The sequence below is a fragment of the Methanocella arvoryzae MRE50 genome, from assembly GCF_000063445.1.
GTDB classification, from domain to species: domain Archaea; phylum Halobacteriota; class Methanocellia; order Methanocellales; family Methanocellaceae; genus Methanocella_A; species Methanocella_A arvoryzae.
The window spans coordinates 173,494-189,192 of record NC_009464.1 but is presented as its reverse complement, the minus strand read 5'-3'; the positions used below and the strand labels follow the sequence as shown (position 1 = coordinate 189,192).

Sequence of the window (15,699 nt, the reverse complement as noted above, 5' to 3'; positions counted from 1 at the left end):
GCTACCAATGCTAGCTGTAGCACATATTCGGAATTCTGTTTAGACAGATATAGCAAGTGTTACAATTGGGGGAAGGGAGAGTGCTGAGGGTTCGGGTCTTATTGAAGGCGTTCATTGTCTTATTGTTGTTTTCCATGATTATATCTCAGGCTCATGCTGCCGGTATGGTAACCGGTTCAGTGACAGTCGCTCCTGCCGTTACTAAGAGTGGCGCCGTCACTGAGGTTACATATAGCCTGGCGAACGTGAGCGGCCAGGAGTACATGGTGTATGTCGAGAACGACGGCAGAGTGATAAACATACTAAATCAGGGCATAGCCGCTGATGGAACATACTACACGTCATGGAATGGCAAATACACGAACGGCACAAACGTGCCAGATGGCACATACACAATAAAACTAAACACCACACCTTACTGGACAACAATGGGCAGCTAGGGCAGCGGATCAGGAGAATTCTTCAATCCGTATGGCATTGCGGTGGATAGCACGGGCAACATATACGTAGCCGACACAATTAATCAGAGGATTCAGGTATGGGACAAAGCCAGTGATACCTGGACACCAATGGGCAGCCCTGGCACCGAAACAGGACAATTCAAAGAGCCGTATGGTATTGCAGTTGATGATACGGGCAACATATACGTAGCCGACACCTTTAATCAGAGGATTCAGGTATGGAACAAAGCCACAAACACCTGGACAACAATGGGCAGCCATGGCGACGAACCCGGACAATTCGATCAAACGTCTGGTATTGCAGTTGATGATACGGGCAACATATACGTAACCGACACCTTTAATCATAGGATTCAGGTATGGAACAAAGCCACAAACACCTGGACAACAATGGGCAGCCATGGCGACGAACCCGGACAATTCGATCAAACGTCTGGTATTGCAGTTGATGATACGGGCAACATATACGTAACCGATACAATTAATCACAGGATTCAGGTATGGAATAAAGCCACAAACACCTGGACACCAATAGGCAGCCTTGGTGATGAACCAGGACAATTCAAAGAGCCGTATGGTATTGCGGTGGATGGCACGGGCAACATATACGTAACCGACAGAGTTAATCACAGGATTCAGGTATGGAATAAAGCTACAAACACCTGGACAATAATGGGCAGCTATGGCATCGATCCAGGACAATTCGGCATGCCTCATGGTATTGCGGTGGATGACGCGGGCAACATATACGTAGCCGACACCAGGATTGACAGAATTCAGGTGTGGAATGTGGTTGATGCTGTTGCGGGTTCGGATGTGTTCGTTGATAATACAGTGCCCATTGTTATGTGTACTCCTGGAGGTATTCCGGTCAACGGATGGTATACTGCTGATATACCGGTCACCTTGTCTGCGGTAGATGAGGGCTCAGGGATCGGCTCGATCCTGTATAGCCTGGATAATGTGAACTGGAACTCCTACACAGCACCTTTCACGGTATCTATGGAAGGCATGAATACTGTGTACTGGAACGTTACAGATAACGCCGGGAATTCTGCACTGGGTAACATAGAATTACCCCTCGACAAAGTTGCCCCGACAACCACAGCCAGTCTCACCGGAACCAAAGTACAGGATACATATTATTCAGATGTAACAGTCACATTGACTGCTACAGACACCGTTTCAGGGGTGAACTACACGGAGTATAGAGTGAATAATGGGTCCTGGATCAGGTATACGGGGCCGTTTACCCTGAATATTTCCAGTAATGTGAGTTATCGCTCTGTAGATAATGCGGAGAACATGGAGTCAGTGCAGACTATCTCGTTCAACCGGTTTATCAGTCCAGAGAGAATTATTGGAGGCGGCACGATCTCGATGGATACGATGTATGGCAGACAACCGACACCGACAGCAACACCGGTTGCTACTCCGGTTACGGGTGGAACGATAGAGGTGACGGTAACGCCGACTCCAACTGTATCGTCCTCACCGACACCCGCAACTTCACCTTCCCAAAGTGCAAGCCCCACGGCACCAGAACAGGATCAGTCAGGATTTCCTGTATGGATTCTTCTGCTCGCACTCTCTGTAATAGTAGTGGCAGCGGGCACATATTTCCTGTTCTTCAGGAAATAACCGGGCGGGGAGCAATACCCTCCCCGCTATATTCCATTATAGTCTTATAAAAAAATGATATCGTCAGCGCCGGGCCGCCTTCTACTTAATTCGCAAAGGCACAAGGGCGCAACGACGCAAAGTCTAATCTGAAAACCTTTGCGTCTTCGTGCCTTTGCGCCTGACAGACAGGTAATGTTTACACAATCAACAATCTCATAGTGATAGAGCGAAGTCTCTGACAGCGGCAGGCATGTACAGCGAGGCGCTCTATGAGCCCCGAACCTGATCACTTTCCGGGCAATCCATATTTTGAGCAATAGCTTGCTGGTAAATTATTTATAATCCGGCTACCACATACCGAAATAATTCTGCAATGATTGATATATTATATATCTAGAATGCTGTTTAGACAGGCATTGCTAGTGTTAAAAATTGGAGGTAGGAAGAGTGCCAGGAGTCAGGGTCCTTTCTAAGGTGTTCATTATATTATTGTTACTGTCCATGATTATATCTCAGGCTCATGCTGCCGGTATGGTTACCGGTTCAGTGACGGCTGATCCTGCCACTATCAAGAGTGGTTCAGTTACTGAGGTTACGTATAGCCTGGTGAACACGAATGGCCAGGAGTACATGGTGTATGTCGAGAACAGCGGCAGTCTGATAAACATACTGGATCAGGGCACAGCCACTGACGGAACATTCCAGACGTCATGGAACGGTAAATACACGAACGGCACTAATGTGCCGAACGGCATATACACAATAAAGCTAAACACCACACCTTACTGGACAACAATAGGCAGCCGTGGCGACGGACCGGGAGAATTCTACAGGCCGCACGCTATTGCGGTTGATGGCGCTGGCAACATATACGTAGCCGACACCTTTAATGACAGGATTCAGGTATGGAACAAAGCCACAAACACCTGGACAACAACAGGCAGCCCTGACGACGATCCGGGACAATTCAGCTCTCCGCGGGGTATTGCGGTTGATGGCGCTGGCAACATATACGTAGCCGACACCTACAATTACAGGATTCAGGTATGGAACAAAACCACAAACACCTGGACAATAATAGGAAGCGATGGAACCGAGCCAGGACAATTCGATCGACCGTTTGGTATTGCGGTTGATGACACTGGCAACATATACGTACTCGATACCTTTAATGACAGGATTCAGGTATGGAACAAAACCGATAATACCTGGATATCAATGGGAAGCAATGGAACCGAACCGGGACAATTTTACGAGCCTAAAGGTATTGCTGTTGATGGCGCTGGCAACATATACGTAGCCGACACCCTTAATTATAGAATTCAGGTATGGAACAAAGCCACAAACACCTGGACAACAATGGGAAGCAATGGCATCCAGCCAGGAGAATTCTACGAGCCTAAGGATATAGCGGTGGATGACGCTGGCAACATATATGTAGCCGACGACTATAATCACAGGATTCAGGTATGGAACAAAACCACAAACACCTGGACAACAATGGGAAGCAATGGCATCCAGCCAGGAGAATTCGATCGACCTCGTGGTATAGCGGTTGATGGCAGGGGCAACATATACGTATCCGACAGCTATAATCATAGGATTCAGGTGTGGAATGTGGCTCATGTCGCCGGTTCGGATGTGTTTGTTTATAACACTCCAGATAGAATCATCGGAAGCGGCACGATCTCGATGGATATGCTGTACGGCAGACAACCGACACCGACACCAACCCCGACACCAACCCCGACAGTGACACCGGTTGCCACGCCGGTTACGGGTGGAACGACAGCTATGACGGTAACGCCGACAGCAACGGTATCGTCCTCCCCGACACTCGCAGCCCCACCCTCTCAGACGGCAGGCCCGACTGAAACGGGAGGATCTCAGTCAGGATTCGCTATATGGATTCTCCTGATCTCGCTCGTCGTAATCGTAATTGCCGTAGGCACATATTTCCTGTTCTTAAGGAAATAAAAGAGCGGGGATTACCATCCCCGCCTTATTCTTATTTATCCGGCTTTCGATGACTTTTAATACTTTTTAAGGTTACATTTGTTAGATGGCCGCTCGAAAAAAGCTGACCCGGCTGGCAAGGATCGGGATGTCTCACCGCGATAAGGCGAAGTCGCTGGCCGCGGCGGGCATGTATAGCGAAGCCCTGTCTGAGCTCAGGGTGGCACTTTTTTCGTTGCGCAACGAGAATACCGACGGCCGGCTGAACGAGGATATTGCCGGCGTGCTTCACAGCATCGGCATGACGAACCTGCTTCTCAATAAGTACCAGGATGCCCGGACGGCCTTTGCGGACGCGGTAGCTATCCGGCGGCCGATGACGAATAACCCGGAGATCGCCGGCTCGCTGATCGGGCTGGCAGAGGCCTGCCGGGGCATGTGCGAATTCGAACAGGCAGAAGATACACTTCAAGAAGCGTTGCACATTTCCCTCTCTCAGAAGAACGATGCTCTTGCGTCCAGAGTAATCTCGATGCTGGAGATGCTTGAGCGGACCAAAGATGAACTGCCCGCCGGAGAAACGGCAGATTCCACTTCTGCCGACTACTATACTCCCCGTGCATATTCCGGTGTCCACGCCATACTCAGGAATATCGAACTTAACATAGCTCCTGACAAAGTAACGCTCGGGCTGGTACTGGGCTTCCCGGGCGTCGATTCCAGTTTACTGTCCAGGAACCAGGATGGCGCTCCGGGCATAGGTCTCTTTTTCCCCGAAAAGCCTGGCATGGTCAGATCGATCTCGGTCACTGACGAGGAGGAAGAAAAGGTCAATGCCGAAGCGATCCCTTTTAAGGGCAACTTTTTCGCTCCCGGCTCATATCATAAAAACGGCCCGCTGCCAGTACCCGTCTGTAAAAAGTTTACTTTTACCACCGGGACCGGATATATACTCAAGTGGGAGATTACTTCCAACGGGTGGTACAGGGCAGACATGGAACTCGATTTTAAGACAGTGGAGGAGGGATTCAGGTTTATACTGGCACTCCCCTTTTACCTCAGCCTCCGCAATGTGACAGTGAACGTGAAAAAGCCTCTCGAATACCGGCTTCTCTCGATCGATGAAGGCACCTTCCACGTAACCCGTAATCCAGACAGGGTCAGGCCTGGTAACCATCTGCCATACGCTTTCAAAAGACGCCTTTTCAACGGCAGCGCCTTCGGACTGATTGATCTCCAGTCTGACGCTTCTCTGAAATATGGCATCGTCTCTTTCGATCTCTCTCAAGAATAACAATAATCCACATCTTTTAATCACAGCATCTTTTAATCACAGAACTCAAGCCGCCATATTCCCGCCCATCGTTGATAAGGTCGTAAATCTAACACAGTATATACGCGGGCATTATTATGGCAGAGCAGCAAAAAAGAAGGAAACAGCCACCTGGAAAACCGCCTGACGAAGGCCGGGATCCCTATGTAGCACCTCGTGATGAGGAGGGGGCCTCGGAAGAGGTCGTACGTAAGGGCAAGCTTTACTACGCGACAGAGAACGTGCCCAGATGGCCTACGGCAAGCGCAAACAGACAGTATATTGCCACGCCTGAAGAAATGCAGGAGATCCAGCATGGCGCGGTAACCTGGATAGACGCGGCCAGTTCGGACAAGGACGATAATGATAATATAGACCGGGAACACCGGCACGGGCACCGGAGCAGGGACTCCAGACCGGCTAACTATGAGTTGTAAGCTGAAGGCCGGCGGACTATTTTTATCTGACATCTGACGGATGGTGACACTGATGAAGGAAGAACCAGAACGCGGACACGTAGAACCCCGTAAGCGGCGGGAAGAGGAAGAGCTACGCAAGAAGAAAAAGATCAAGGGTAATGTCGAGCCGGTAGAAGAGATGGTCAAGGGCCAGTCAGGCAAAGAAACCTTTGAGTTCAAGTAACATGCAATCTTGCCGGCTCATTACCGGACTATTTTTGGCTTTTCTCGTGAGGCCTGACGGCCTCACAAGGTTTAAGTAATTACACCGTCCTAGCTGTCTTTACATTAACAGAGGGTGTTCTGGTGAAGATATCCGCTTTTACCGTCGAGGACGTGCCGATGATCCAGAAGGGCGATGATCTGGCGAAAATTGTCGCTGACAGGGCATGTCTCGAGAATGACGACATCGTTGTGTTCGCTTCGACCATCGTGTCCAAGGCTGAGGGCCGCAGATTTTTACTCGATGCCATCGAGCCGACCGCAGAGGCCCGGGAACTGGCCCTGCTTAACAAGGAAGACCCGAAATTCATCCAGTACGTGCTGGATAACAGCACCAGAGTGCTCCTTAAGCACCCGCTTCTAGTGCAGACGATCTACGGTAACGTGTGTATCAACGCAGGCATCGACCGCTCAAATACTGAATCCGGCTACATTTTGCTGTTACCGGAGGACTCGGACAGGAGCGCCCGGGAGATACGGGACCGGCTCAAAGAGCTTACCGGAAAGACTGTGGCCGTCGTAATCACCGATACCAACGGCAGATCGTTCAGGGAAGGCCAGATCGGCGTCGCAGTAGGCTGCGCCGGCATCGCAGCGGTGCACGACCGCAGAGGAGATGTAGACCTTTTCGGCCACGAGCTCAAAATCACCATACAGGGCATCACCGACGAGGTGGCCTCCTGTGCCAACATGATCATGGGCGAGGCAAACGAAGGCACCCCCATAGCAATCATCCGGGGCTACCGGTACGTCAAAGACGACCGGGGAATCAAAGTATGCTACCGCTCCGACGAGACAGACCTCGTCAAACAGGCGCTGTACGAAAAATTAGATAGGGAAGCTTCCAGCGTGCACAGAGAAAATTCTAAGAAGATCAAGTCTGAAGGCTGAAGAAGTCGTCCAGACTGTTGCGCGGGATGCCGCGCTCTATCTTCTTTCTCTCAATTTTTATTTCGTGGCTTAAGCTGGCACACTTTGCCGGAATCTTAGCGGATGCATACTCCCGGTTTCGCCTGCTCTCTATTGCCTGGGAATCATAGAACGCTTCCCATACTGAAATGTCGGCGTCGGGCACATTTCCGAGAATGCGAGAAGCCTCCTCCGGCGATATCTCCTTGTACTGGCCGTCGTACCCGAGGAAATGGGCGTTGACCAGGTAGTAGTCCCTGTGACACTTTACTACTGAGGCCCGATCTGTAACACGCTTTCCCAGCCATTCCAGGTAGAGATCGATCACGTAGTGCTCGGGAGCGATCTCGACGTACATCAGGTTGCCGGCAGGCCGGGGCCGGGTCATCGCGCGCAGCCGCTCGATCTCCCGCATCACGTCCATCTCGAGGCTGTAATATTTCTTCGACAGCTCATCCTTATGCCCCAGCGCCTGCCCTATGTCAGGATAATACCCGGCCAGCATCCGCACCAGCTCGTTAGGCACGCATTTCCTGTGCTTGAGCGAGTAGGTGATATACGTATGAAGAGATGGCTGGCACCGGCTGCCAGTGCACGGAAGGCGTTCCCGGAGCTTGAGCTTGACCGATACAGGGACTTGAGGTACCATGACTTCGACTTTTTCGATGATTTCCCCGTGGTACTGGGCCAGTTTTTGATCAAGGTCTCGCTGGTCTTTGCCGCAGACGAATGTAGCCCCCGGCTCCCTGTTCATGGCGATGGCCGCCCTCAGTACGTCCCAGACGTTCTTTTTGTAGCCGATGATCATGTGAAAGCCTCCAGACTTGCCTGTACTTTATTCCCCACCTTGATGAACGGCCTGGCCCGCTTGAGCACGACGCCCATATTGCTCAGCTGCACGTAATTCAGGATCGGGCGGCAGCGGAGTATCTGATTTGCGGTCCTGGGCCCTATCCCCGGCACCTTGATCAGGTCCTCGTAGGACGCATTGTTCACGTCCACCGGAAACAGATCTTTGTTAAGCCGGGCCATCACCATCTTGGGATCCTCGTCCGGCAGGAATCCTCCATCCGTCAGAACCGGCTCCAGGTCTTTACACTTGAGGCCGTAGTCCTTCATCAGGTAAGAGGTCTGGTACAGCCGGACTTCTCTCCAGAGCGGGGACGGCTTACCGGATGACAGAGGAGTATCAGGCACCGGATCGAAGCTCATGAAGAACGGGCGCCGCAGGCCATACTCACCCATGAAATGCTCGATGGTGGAGATGATCTCGAGGTCAGGCTCTCCTGACGCCCCGACGACAAACTGAGTATCGTTTGAACCGACGATCCCTTCTCCGTACCTCACTTCACTACGCCGCCTCTTTACGTTCTCGTAGGTCCACGACATCCTGCGCAGAATATCGATGTCGTAGTCGAAGTTAGGGCATATTTCCTCGTACCGGGACCGGCAGGTAGTCTCAGCGTTGATCCCGAACTTGTTAGCGTAGAGAGATACTTCCCGGATGATGTCCCGGGGAGTGCCCGGCATCAGGCGTACGTGAATATAACCAGGGAAACCGCTGTCACGCAGCCCTTTGATCACGTCCAGCTGCTTCTGGGCCGTGTGCTCAGGGTCGCCTACGATGCCAGACGATAGAAAGAGACCTTCGATAGCATTTCTACGGTAGAAGTCCCAGGTGATCTTAGCGATTTCCTCCGCAGAAAGAGAAGCCCTCGTAGCGTCTCTGCCGCACCGGTTGGGGCAGTAGAGGCACTCGCCGCTGCAGCGGTTTGTCATCAGTGTCTTATACAGCTGAATGCACCGCCCGTCAGGAGTGAATGTGTGGCAGGTGGTAGTACTGTTGCAGCTGTCGTACTTAGTGCCTGCCGACAGGATACGCATTCGCTCTTCCAGTGAAAAGTACTTCTCGCCCATCGATTACTTGATTGGCAGAAAAGGATATAATCCGAAGCCGAGAGCGTGTTGAAAGTATCGAAAAATGGAAAATTTTTATGTGTCCGGCAGAAACTATTAAACTGTAACCCCCTGCGCTTTCAGCTTTAGCAATGCCAGCGGATCATGCATGCCGAACCCTCCGAAGCCCAGCCCGTTTCCATAGCCCGGCCCATGCGGCCCGAATAGCCCGTGCGCCCCGAACAACCCGTACTGATCGTATAGCCCGAACGGCCCGAAAATGCTATACCCGCCCCAGCTCCCTATACCTGGTGTGAGGCCTGCGTTTATCAGCGAATAGTACGTCTCAGGAAAAGGCCCATAAGGCCCAAAGGTCACTTCCGCCATCTGGGCAGTCGCCGGCATGGTGAAAGCGAGGACAGCCAGTACGGCCAGACTGGTGAAAATGAGCTTATGCTCGATCATTGAATACCCCCATCGATAAATATGCTGCAGCTATCGATAAAAATGTAGATAATTCTAATTAGCGAAAATGTGCTGATGGGGCGTGAATTTTTCAAATACAGTATAGTTTGGTACACCTGCCAGTATACAGGAGTCCTACGCCCTATTGTCTAGAAAAAGCTCTCCAGCGTGCCCTGGACACTCCGGCCTTTCAGCGCATCTTCCGTATACCCGAAGTAGCCGAGTATCCTCAAGGCAGTAGGTATCAGCTGTTTATCGACGTAGTAATCGGCATCGATCTCGTATGTCTTATCCTTCGCGTAGAGTTTGCTGTCCTTGAACTTGTGGAACATGTCCACCGGATAGGCGCGGTCGCTTAACGTGCCCGTGCCCTTGACGATCACGTAGCTGATCTTGTTGCCGATTTCGGCGGCCATGTCCCTTTCCATGGCTCTTTCGGCCGCTTTTACGTGGGCCTGGGCGCTCTCGTACCTGGTGACGCTCTTGGTGAGAGTTTTGTGGATGACAAGAGCGTCGAGGGGCACCTTGCCGGACTTGACTTTCTGAACTGTGTCCTTGACGAACTTCGCAGCCTTGTCCGGATTCTCCTCTTCCAGGATGATCCTGATGACTTCCGACTGAAGCTCCTTTGCGATCTCGCACCAGTCGCCCCTGCGCACTTCGAGGCCCCTGACGACAATTTCTCCTCGATCAGTAAGGCCGGCGTAACGTTTCTTGGACTCGGTGAAGAAGATAATTCTGTAAACGTTATCTATGTCCATGTCCAGCGGCAGCTCTGCTTTCACCCGCTGGATGTACTGGCGCACCACGTCCATGAGCCGTTTATTGTCTTCCATCTCTACAAACAGAGAATCCGTATCGCCGTATAGCACCTGCAAGCCCATCTCGATCGCAATATCGTTGGCTTTTTTGATGAAATACCGGCCCCAGGCAGAGGTGGCTTCTGCACATTCCCTGCGATACCATTTGGCCTGCGCCCACCCGGTATACCCGTAGAAAGCGTTGGTCAGGATCTTGATCGACTTCTGTCTGAGATCGAGCATACGGTATTCGTTGCTCTTCCTGTCGAGCTGCGCGAGCCTTTTTTTCAGGGTACTGCGATGGGTGACGAGGTTCTTCAGAATGGTGGTGAAGAACCCTTCAGGCTGCTTCTTGAACCTGTAGCCCACTTCCGGTGCCGGTTCTGAACAGTCCTGATCGCCTGCCTCGCATACTGTATCGGGCGAGATGTTGTAAGCGATCATGATCGACGGGTACATCGCTGAAAAGTCAAGCGCCGCTACGTTCTTGTGCAGGCCTTTCACTGGCTCGAAGACGAAGCCTCCTGCGTAAGTCTCTACCTCTCCTGCTCTCGACGGGATTAGCTCGCCATGCTCATACGCGATATAGGCGAGGTACGCTTCGACCTGCCGGCCTCTGCCCATCTTGGATACGTTATCCAGAGGCTCGTGGATCATACGGGTAAACTCGTACTGTAAAGGCAGCAGCTCTTTTGCCAGGCCATAGGTGCTTACTACGTCATCCCTGCTGTAGGCGATCAAATCTTTCCTGCGCTCGGGGTCGAGCCAGTACTGGTAAATCTCAACGCCGGACAAATTGACTCGCTCGTCCTTCTTCATCACGCCGACATAGTCGGCTATGTTATCCAGCGTCTTGATCTTGACGCCGTCGACGTCCCTGGCGGCTACCTGGTAAAGGTCCACGTTAAGCCGCCCGATCAGCTTGACCTTCTTTTGCAGTCCGCCTCTGCCATGCAGTGGAGTTGAGCCGTCTCTTGAAACGTTCAGCTTGATCTTGTGGCGTTTGGCTCTCTCAATAATATAAGGCCAGTCGAACGAGTCCTGGTTGTATCCCACTATGATGTCTGGGTCGTATTCATCGATAAAAGCGATGAAGTCTTTGATGATCTGCTTATCATTCTGGTTCGAAGCCTCAAGTATCCTGACCTGATTTCCCGTGCATATCGAGATCAGGACGATCGGATCTTCTTTTGCGTTGGGCATGCCGCGAGGGTTGAACATCTCGCAGTCGAAAGCCATGATCTTTACCGGCGGCTCGCCATCCCGGGGCATACCTTTGGGCTGTTCGCAGTTCAGGGCTATGTCGACGTAGTCTACCTCTACTGGCTCGCCTTCCGCCTCTATGCCGCCCATGGGGATCAATCGTTTATCAATGATGTAGCGGACGCCGAACAGGATATCTGCTTCTCTTACGTCGCCGTACCGTTTGGCGATCTCTCTGAGATAGGGTACGTCTCGGGGGAGCCGGGTGAACAGCCGGTACGCCTTGACTGGCACGCCAAAATTTTTGCGATCTACAACGTCTACCCGCACAGGCCGGATTATCTCCCCACCGACTTCATCAGCGATATTCTCCAGTGTATTGATCGGCACATCCCCATAAGGTACAACGTAAAAATAGGGCTCGAAGGTCCTGTCAAAAAGGACGGCACTGCGCCCCTCGTCGTCTATACACCACATACGAATAACAGGCCTGTCATTTTCGACCACATAATCAACGTCAAGGAGCCAGCCGTGAAATTTCATTAATATATAGTCTGACCGAAAACGTTTAAAAGCTTCTGCGGGCAATGAAAGTATTCTTACAGCGGCTATTTATAAGTCGCAGGACATACTCCTGTAAAATAATGGAAAACAACGGTGAGGCTGTGTACAAAAAAATTCTGATCCCAGTATCTCGAACCACTAACATGAAATACATCATGGAGTTCGTCAACCACTTTTTACATGAGGGAGGCAAGATCACTTTTCTTCACGTCACCGTCTCGAATACGATACCAATCTCCCCCGGAGAATGGCGACGCGCCCTGAACGCGATATCTACCACGCACATGCTCAAGGGCGAAGGTAGCATGCAAGTATATTATGCAGTCAAAAACTCGTCTTCCATCGTGACCGGCATACTTGACGAGGCCTGGTCCGAGGGCTATGACCTGATCCTCTTCGCAAACTCCACATACAGGCGACACTTAAACCACCTGTTCGGCAACAAGATCGATGAAGTGATATGTAATTCGCCGATCGAGACTGCCGTGATCAGCTACCGGGACGACATGCCCCTGAAATACGGGCGCATCCTGATCCCAATATCCGGCTATAAACACGCGCTGCGGGCGATAAAAATGGCTGAACTCCTCGCAAAGAAATATGGCAGCGAGATTACCGTCATGTACGTAGGGACCGAGAAAGATGATCCCCGGCAGGTCATCACCCCGGTCACCAGCGACCTCAAGGGCAATGGCCTGAAGCACCGCGCCATCTTCCGCACCGGCCCCGTCGTCGAAACTATCCTTGCCGAAGCTGAGAAGAACTACGACTTGATTGCGATCGGAGCTACAGAACGACAGCAGCCGTATAATTTCGTTACAGGGTCTACTGCAGACAGACTGATCAAAAAGTCATCCTGCCCGGTCCTGATGATAAAGACTACCAGCTCCGCTCAGTGAATGCTTATACGAACAACAGGACGACTATCAGCGATCCCAGAAAGAGTACAGTCGATATGACGACTGCTCCGGAAGCCAGTGTTTTATCAGCCCTGTACTGCTCAGCGATCACCGCGTTTGTCACACCCACAGGCGTAGCTGCTTCGAGCAGCGAGGTCCGGTAAACCGTCCCGCTCATACCCATTACGGCCCCCATAACGATGACGATGGCTGGCATGACCGCCAGCTTAAGGATACTGATAACACCCAGGGCTTTCAGGTTTTCCCTGAACCCGCTGCCGGAGATCATGGCACCAGTTGCGAGCAGAGCCAGAGGCGAAGTGCTGGCACTGATCCATTCCATGGGAATCCGGAGAAGGTCGGGCAGAACCACGGGTGACAGCGCCAGGCCCAGTATTGTCGCCCATACGATTGGGAGCTTAAGCAGGCCTGTTATCATCGTTTTTAGATCATTTCCTGCATCCCGATGCTCCTGTTCTCCGGGTTCCGGCCGGGAATAGTACCTGAACAGGTACACGCCAAACGTGAAGACGATTATTGTATAAAACGTGGAGATGAATGCGGTCAGCCCGAGGGAGTCTGTCCCCTGGACGCTGGCATTGAGCGGAAAGCCGATATAGCCGGTATTACCGAAAAACGCGCATGTGATCAGGACCGGTATCGCGAGCCGGTCAAGCTTCAACAGGTGGGCTGCTGCCAGCGCCAGGACGACGATCAGGATTATCGGCAGCAGGTTCAGCAGGTATATTGATGGGTCTAACAGCAGCCTCTTATCCGTATCATGCAGGCTCAGGAACGTAATGACTGTAATGCCTATATAATAAACGTAGTCGTTGACAAGCTTTACCAGCCATTCGGGAAAAATCCCGGTAGCTTTCAGCAGCCACCCGATAAGCATCAGCCCGAAGATGGGGACGACCACGCCGATAAAGCTCATCGAGACTAAATGTTCAAAGTAGTTATAAAAAGGTTGTCAGCAGATTCAGGCGCTGACAAATATTATATAAATGTAAAGATTACTGATGATCGTGCGTCAGTCAGCCAGTAAAATTACCGTTACCACCTTGTTATTAGTCCTTATCCTGCTATCCGGACTTGCTGTCAGCGGCTGTCTGAGCAGCAGCCCCAACACTCCAGAGCATTCGACTCCGGCAGTACAGCCGACCGGTGATGCCAGCCCTGTGACAGGCCAGGTACTATCTTCGGACCCCGGGATGACTGAGACCCCGACGCCAGCTCCGGCCATCCCCGGGCCTGCGGTTATCAGGACTGACACCGGCTACATTCTTACGGATGCTCCCGGCACCAGTGATGTAGTGCAGGTACAGCTTAAGGCAGGCAAAGCAAACTTCCATATCCGGCTGCCCGACTATACGATCGGGGAGAGCTACACCCTTACGCTGACTAACGCTGACGGGCCGTTCTCCTATCGCTCCACGCACGAGTTCAGCGGAGTCAGCGGAGCCGGGGACATCAGTATTGTTAAAACCATTCCCCGGGACGGGGCTTACGAGATCAGCTTAGACTATGGCTCCGGCTGGGAAATTGAAATCACCCAGTAATTGTGTTCCCATTAAACTTTTATCTTTTCAAAGCCTGTTACTCAAGTGATGTCATTCAATGTCATACCGGCGATCGACCTGAAGGGCGGCAAGTGTGTGCAGCTTGTCCAGGGTGTCCCGGGCACGGAAATGGTTTCTATAGACGACGCTGTCGAGGTGGCGGCTGGCTGGGTGGGCCAGGGGGCGAAGACCCTGCACATCATCGACCTGGACGGGGCGTTCAGCGGCAGCCGGAAAAACGCGTACATCATGGAAGACATAGTATCTAAATTTGACGTCGACGTGCAGGTCGGCGGGGGTATCAGAGACTACGAGACGGCGAAATACCTGCTGAGCCTGGGTATCGACAGGGTGATCCTGGGCACTGCTGCGATTAAGAACCCGGACTTAGTCAGGCAACTGGCAGACGAGTTCGGGAGCGAAACTGTCATGGTATCCCTGGACTCGAAGCAGGGCGAAGTCGTGATCGAAGGCTGGACGGAATCTTCAGGCAAAACCACGAATGAAATGGGTAAATTTTTCTCTGAGATCGGGGCAGGCAGCATACTTTACACTAACGTCGACGTAGAAGGCCTGCTGAAAGGCGTCAACGAGGACCCGGTTAGATCACTGGTCAACAGTGTAACAATACCGGTCATAGCCTCAGGCGGAGTCGCCAAAATCGATGACCTCGTCAAGATCAAAAACACCGGTGCGGCAGGCGTAGTTGTCGGTTCTGCGCTATACAAAGGTTTATTTACGTTAAGAGAAGCAATAGATAAGGTATCATGAGATCGGCCACCGTGCACCGGCAGACCAGAGAGACGGACATCACCGTAGAGATCAGCCTCGACGGAAAAGGTAATTCGACTATCGATACCGGCATCGGCTTTTTAGATCACATGCTCACCTCGTTCGCCAAGCACGGTCTGGTAGACCTGATGATCAAGGCCAGAGGCGACTTACAGGTCGACGATCACCATACCGTCGAAGACATCGGCATCTCGCTCGGCGAAGCCTACAGGGACGCGCTAAAAGAAAAGACCGGCATCGAGCGTTTCGGCCACGCGCTGGTCCCTATGGACGAGGCGCTGGCAGTCGTGGCAGTCGACATTAGCGGCAGAGGCTACTCAGTATTCAAAGCCGATTTCAGGCAGCCTAAGATTGGAGACTATTCGACAGCAATGACAAGGCATTTCATAGACTCCTTCGCCAGGTCTGCAGGCATAACCATTAATGTAAAGATAGAAGGTGAAGACGACCACCACATGGTGGAAGCCATGTTCAAGGCTCTCGGCCTCGCCCTGTCTATGGCCGCGGCCAAAAACGAGCGGCGGGGAATCCCGAGCACTAAAGGTGTACTGTAATCCTTAGATCACAAAAACACTAA

At 51.9% G+C, this 15,699-nt stretch carries 16 protein-coding genes; 11 read left to right on the top strand and 5 right to left on the bottom strand.

The window, feature by feature from the left end:
* Positions 1-164: 164 nt before the first annotated feature.
* The 7 genes from RCI_RS15605 to RCI_RS00905 all read left to right on the top strand — a co-directional run bounded on the left by RCI_RS15605 (position 165) and on the right by RCI_RS00905 (position 6,923).
* Positions 165-440 (top strand): FlgD immunoglobulin-like domain containing protein, encoded by a 276-nt coding sequence (locus RCI_RS15605; protein ID WP_158308837.1) that lies wholly within the window; start codon positions 165-167, stop codon positions 438-440.
* A gap of 36 nt (positions 441-476) precedes the next feature.
* The gene (locus tag RCI_RS15600; protein WP_394296438.1) at positions 477-2,102 is read left to right on the top strand and encodes an OmpL47-type beta-barrel domain-containing protein; all 1,626 of its coding nucleotides are present in this window, start codon (positions 477-479) and stop codon (positions 2,100-2,102) included.
* Positions 2,103-2,531: 429 nt separating this feature from the next.
* Positions 2,532-4,061 carry a FlgD immunoglobulin-like domain containing protein gene (locus tag RCI_RS15595; RefSeq protein WP_148266465.1) on the top strand — a complete coding sequence of 510 codons (1,530 nt, stop codon included), beginning with the start codon at positions 2,532-2,534 and terminating at the stop codon, positions 4,059-4,061.
* Between the two features lie 85 nt (positions 4,062-4,146).
* Positions 4,147-5,334: a tetratricopeptide repeat protein gene (locus tag RCI_RS00915; RefSeq protein WP_012034505.1), complete on the top strand. Its 1,188-nt coding sequence runs from the start codon at positions 4,147-4,149 to the stop codon at positions 5,332-5,334.
* A gap of 116 nt (positions 5,335-5,450) precedes the next feature.
* Positions 5,451-5,789, top strand: a complete 339-nt coding sequence (locus RCI_RS00910; RefSeq protein WP_012034500.1) for a hypothetical protein — start codon at positions 5,451-5,453, stop codon at positions 5,787-5,789.
* A gap of 52 nt (positions 5,790-5,841) precedes the next feature.
* A complete protein-coding gene (locus tag RCI_RS16830) occupies positions 5,842-5,994 on the top strand; it encodes a hypothetical protein (protein ID WP_158308836.1) in 153 nt (50 codons plus the stop codon).
* A gap of 122 nt (positions 5,995-6,116) precedes the next feature.
* Positions 6,117-6,923, top strand: coding sequence for a coenzyme F420-0:L-glutamate ligase (locus RCI_RS00905; RefSeq protein WP_012034499.1), 807 nt, complete (start codon positions 6,117-6,119; stop codon positions 6,921-6,923).
* On the opposite strand, the gene RCI_RS00900 is transcribed toward RCI_RS00905, so the two are convergent.
* The 4 genes from RCI_RS00900 to RCI_RS00885 all read right to left on the bottom strand — a co-directional run bounded on the left by RCI_RS00900 (position 6,907) and on the right by RCI_RS00885 (position 11,848).
* Positions 6,907-7,749, bottom strand: coding sequence for a DUF4130 domain-containing protein (locus RCI_RS00900; protein ID WP_012034498.1), 843 nt, complete (start codon positions 7,747-7,749; stop codon positions 6,907-6,909). The genes RCI_RS00905 and RCI_RS00900 overlap by 17 nt on opposite strands.
* Entirely contained in the window at positions 7,746-8,858 is a 1,113-nt protein-coding gene (locus RCI_RS00895; RefSeq protein ID WP_012034497.1) for a helix-hairpin-helix domain-containing protein, read from the bottom strand. Before RCI_RS00895 ends, RCI_RS00900 begins: the two co-directional genes overlap by 4 nt.
* A 96-nt stretch (positions 8,859-8,954) precedes the next feature.
* Entirely contained in the window at positions 8,955-9,302 is a 348-nt protein-coding gene (locus RCI_RS00890; protein ID WP_012034496.1) for a hypothetical protein, read from the bottom strand.
* 149 nt (positions 9,303-9,451) lie between these two features.
* Positions 9,452-11,848 (bottom strand): DNA-directed DNA polymerase, encoded by a 2,397-nt coding sequence (locus tag RCI_RS00885; RefSeq protein WP_012034495.1) that lies wholly within the window; start codon positions 11,846-11,848, stop codon positions 9,452-9,454.
* A gap of 164 nt (positions 11,849-12,012) precedes the next feature.
* Here RCI_RS00885 and RCI_RS00880 point away from each other — a divergent pair, with 164 nt between their 5' ends.
* Positions 12,013-12,768, top strand: coding sequence for a universal stress protein (locus RCI_RS00880; protein WP_231844890.1), 756 nt, complete (start codon positions 12,013-12,015; stop codon positions 12,766-12,768).
* Between the two features lie 4 nt (positions 12,769-12,772).
* Here the strand turns inward: RCI_RS00880 and RCI_RS00875 are convergent, their stop codons facing one another.
* Positions 12,773-13,705, bottom strand: coding sequence for an AEC family transporter (locus RCI_RS00875; RefSeq protein ID WP_012034493.1), 933 nt, complete (start codon positions 13,703-13,705; stop codon positions 12,773-12,775).
* Between the two features lie 91 nt (positions 13,706-13,796).
* Between RCI_RS00875 and RCI_RS00870 the strand changes: the two genes are divergently transcribed.
* Genes RCI_RS00870 through hisB form a run of 3 tightly spaced genes read left to right on the top strand, consistent with a single transcriptional unit; the run spans position 13,797 to position 15,676 of the window.
* Entirely contained in the window at positions 13,797-14,330 is a 534-nt protein-coding gene (locus RCI_RS00870; protein WP_148266463.1) for a hypothetical protein, read from the top strand.
* Between the two features lie 48 nt (positions 14,331-14,378).
* Positions 14,379-15,101, top strand: coding sequence for a 1-(5-phosphoribosyl)-5-[(5-phosphoribosylamino)methylideneamino]imidazole-4-carboxamide isomerase (gene hisA, locus RCI_RS00865; protein ID WP_012034491.1), 723 nt, complete (start codon positions 14,379-14,381; stop codon positions 15,099-15,101).
* Positions 15,098-15,676: an imidazoleglycerol-phosphate dehydratase HisB gene (gene hisB, locus RCI_RS00860; protein ID WP_012034490.1), complete on the top strand. Its 579-nt coding sequence runs from the start codon at positions 15,098-15,100 to the stop codon at positions 15,674-15,676. Before hisA ends, hisB begins: the two co-directional genes overlap by 4 nt.
* The last annotated feature ends 23 nt before the right edge of the window (positions 15,677-15,699 follow it).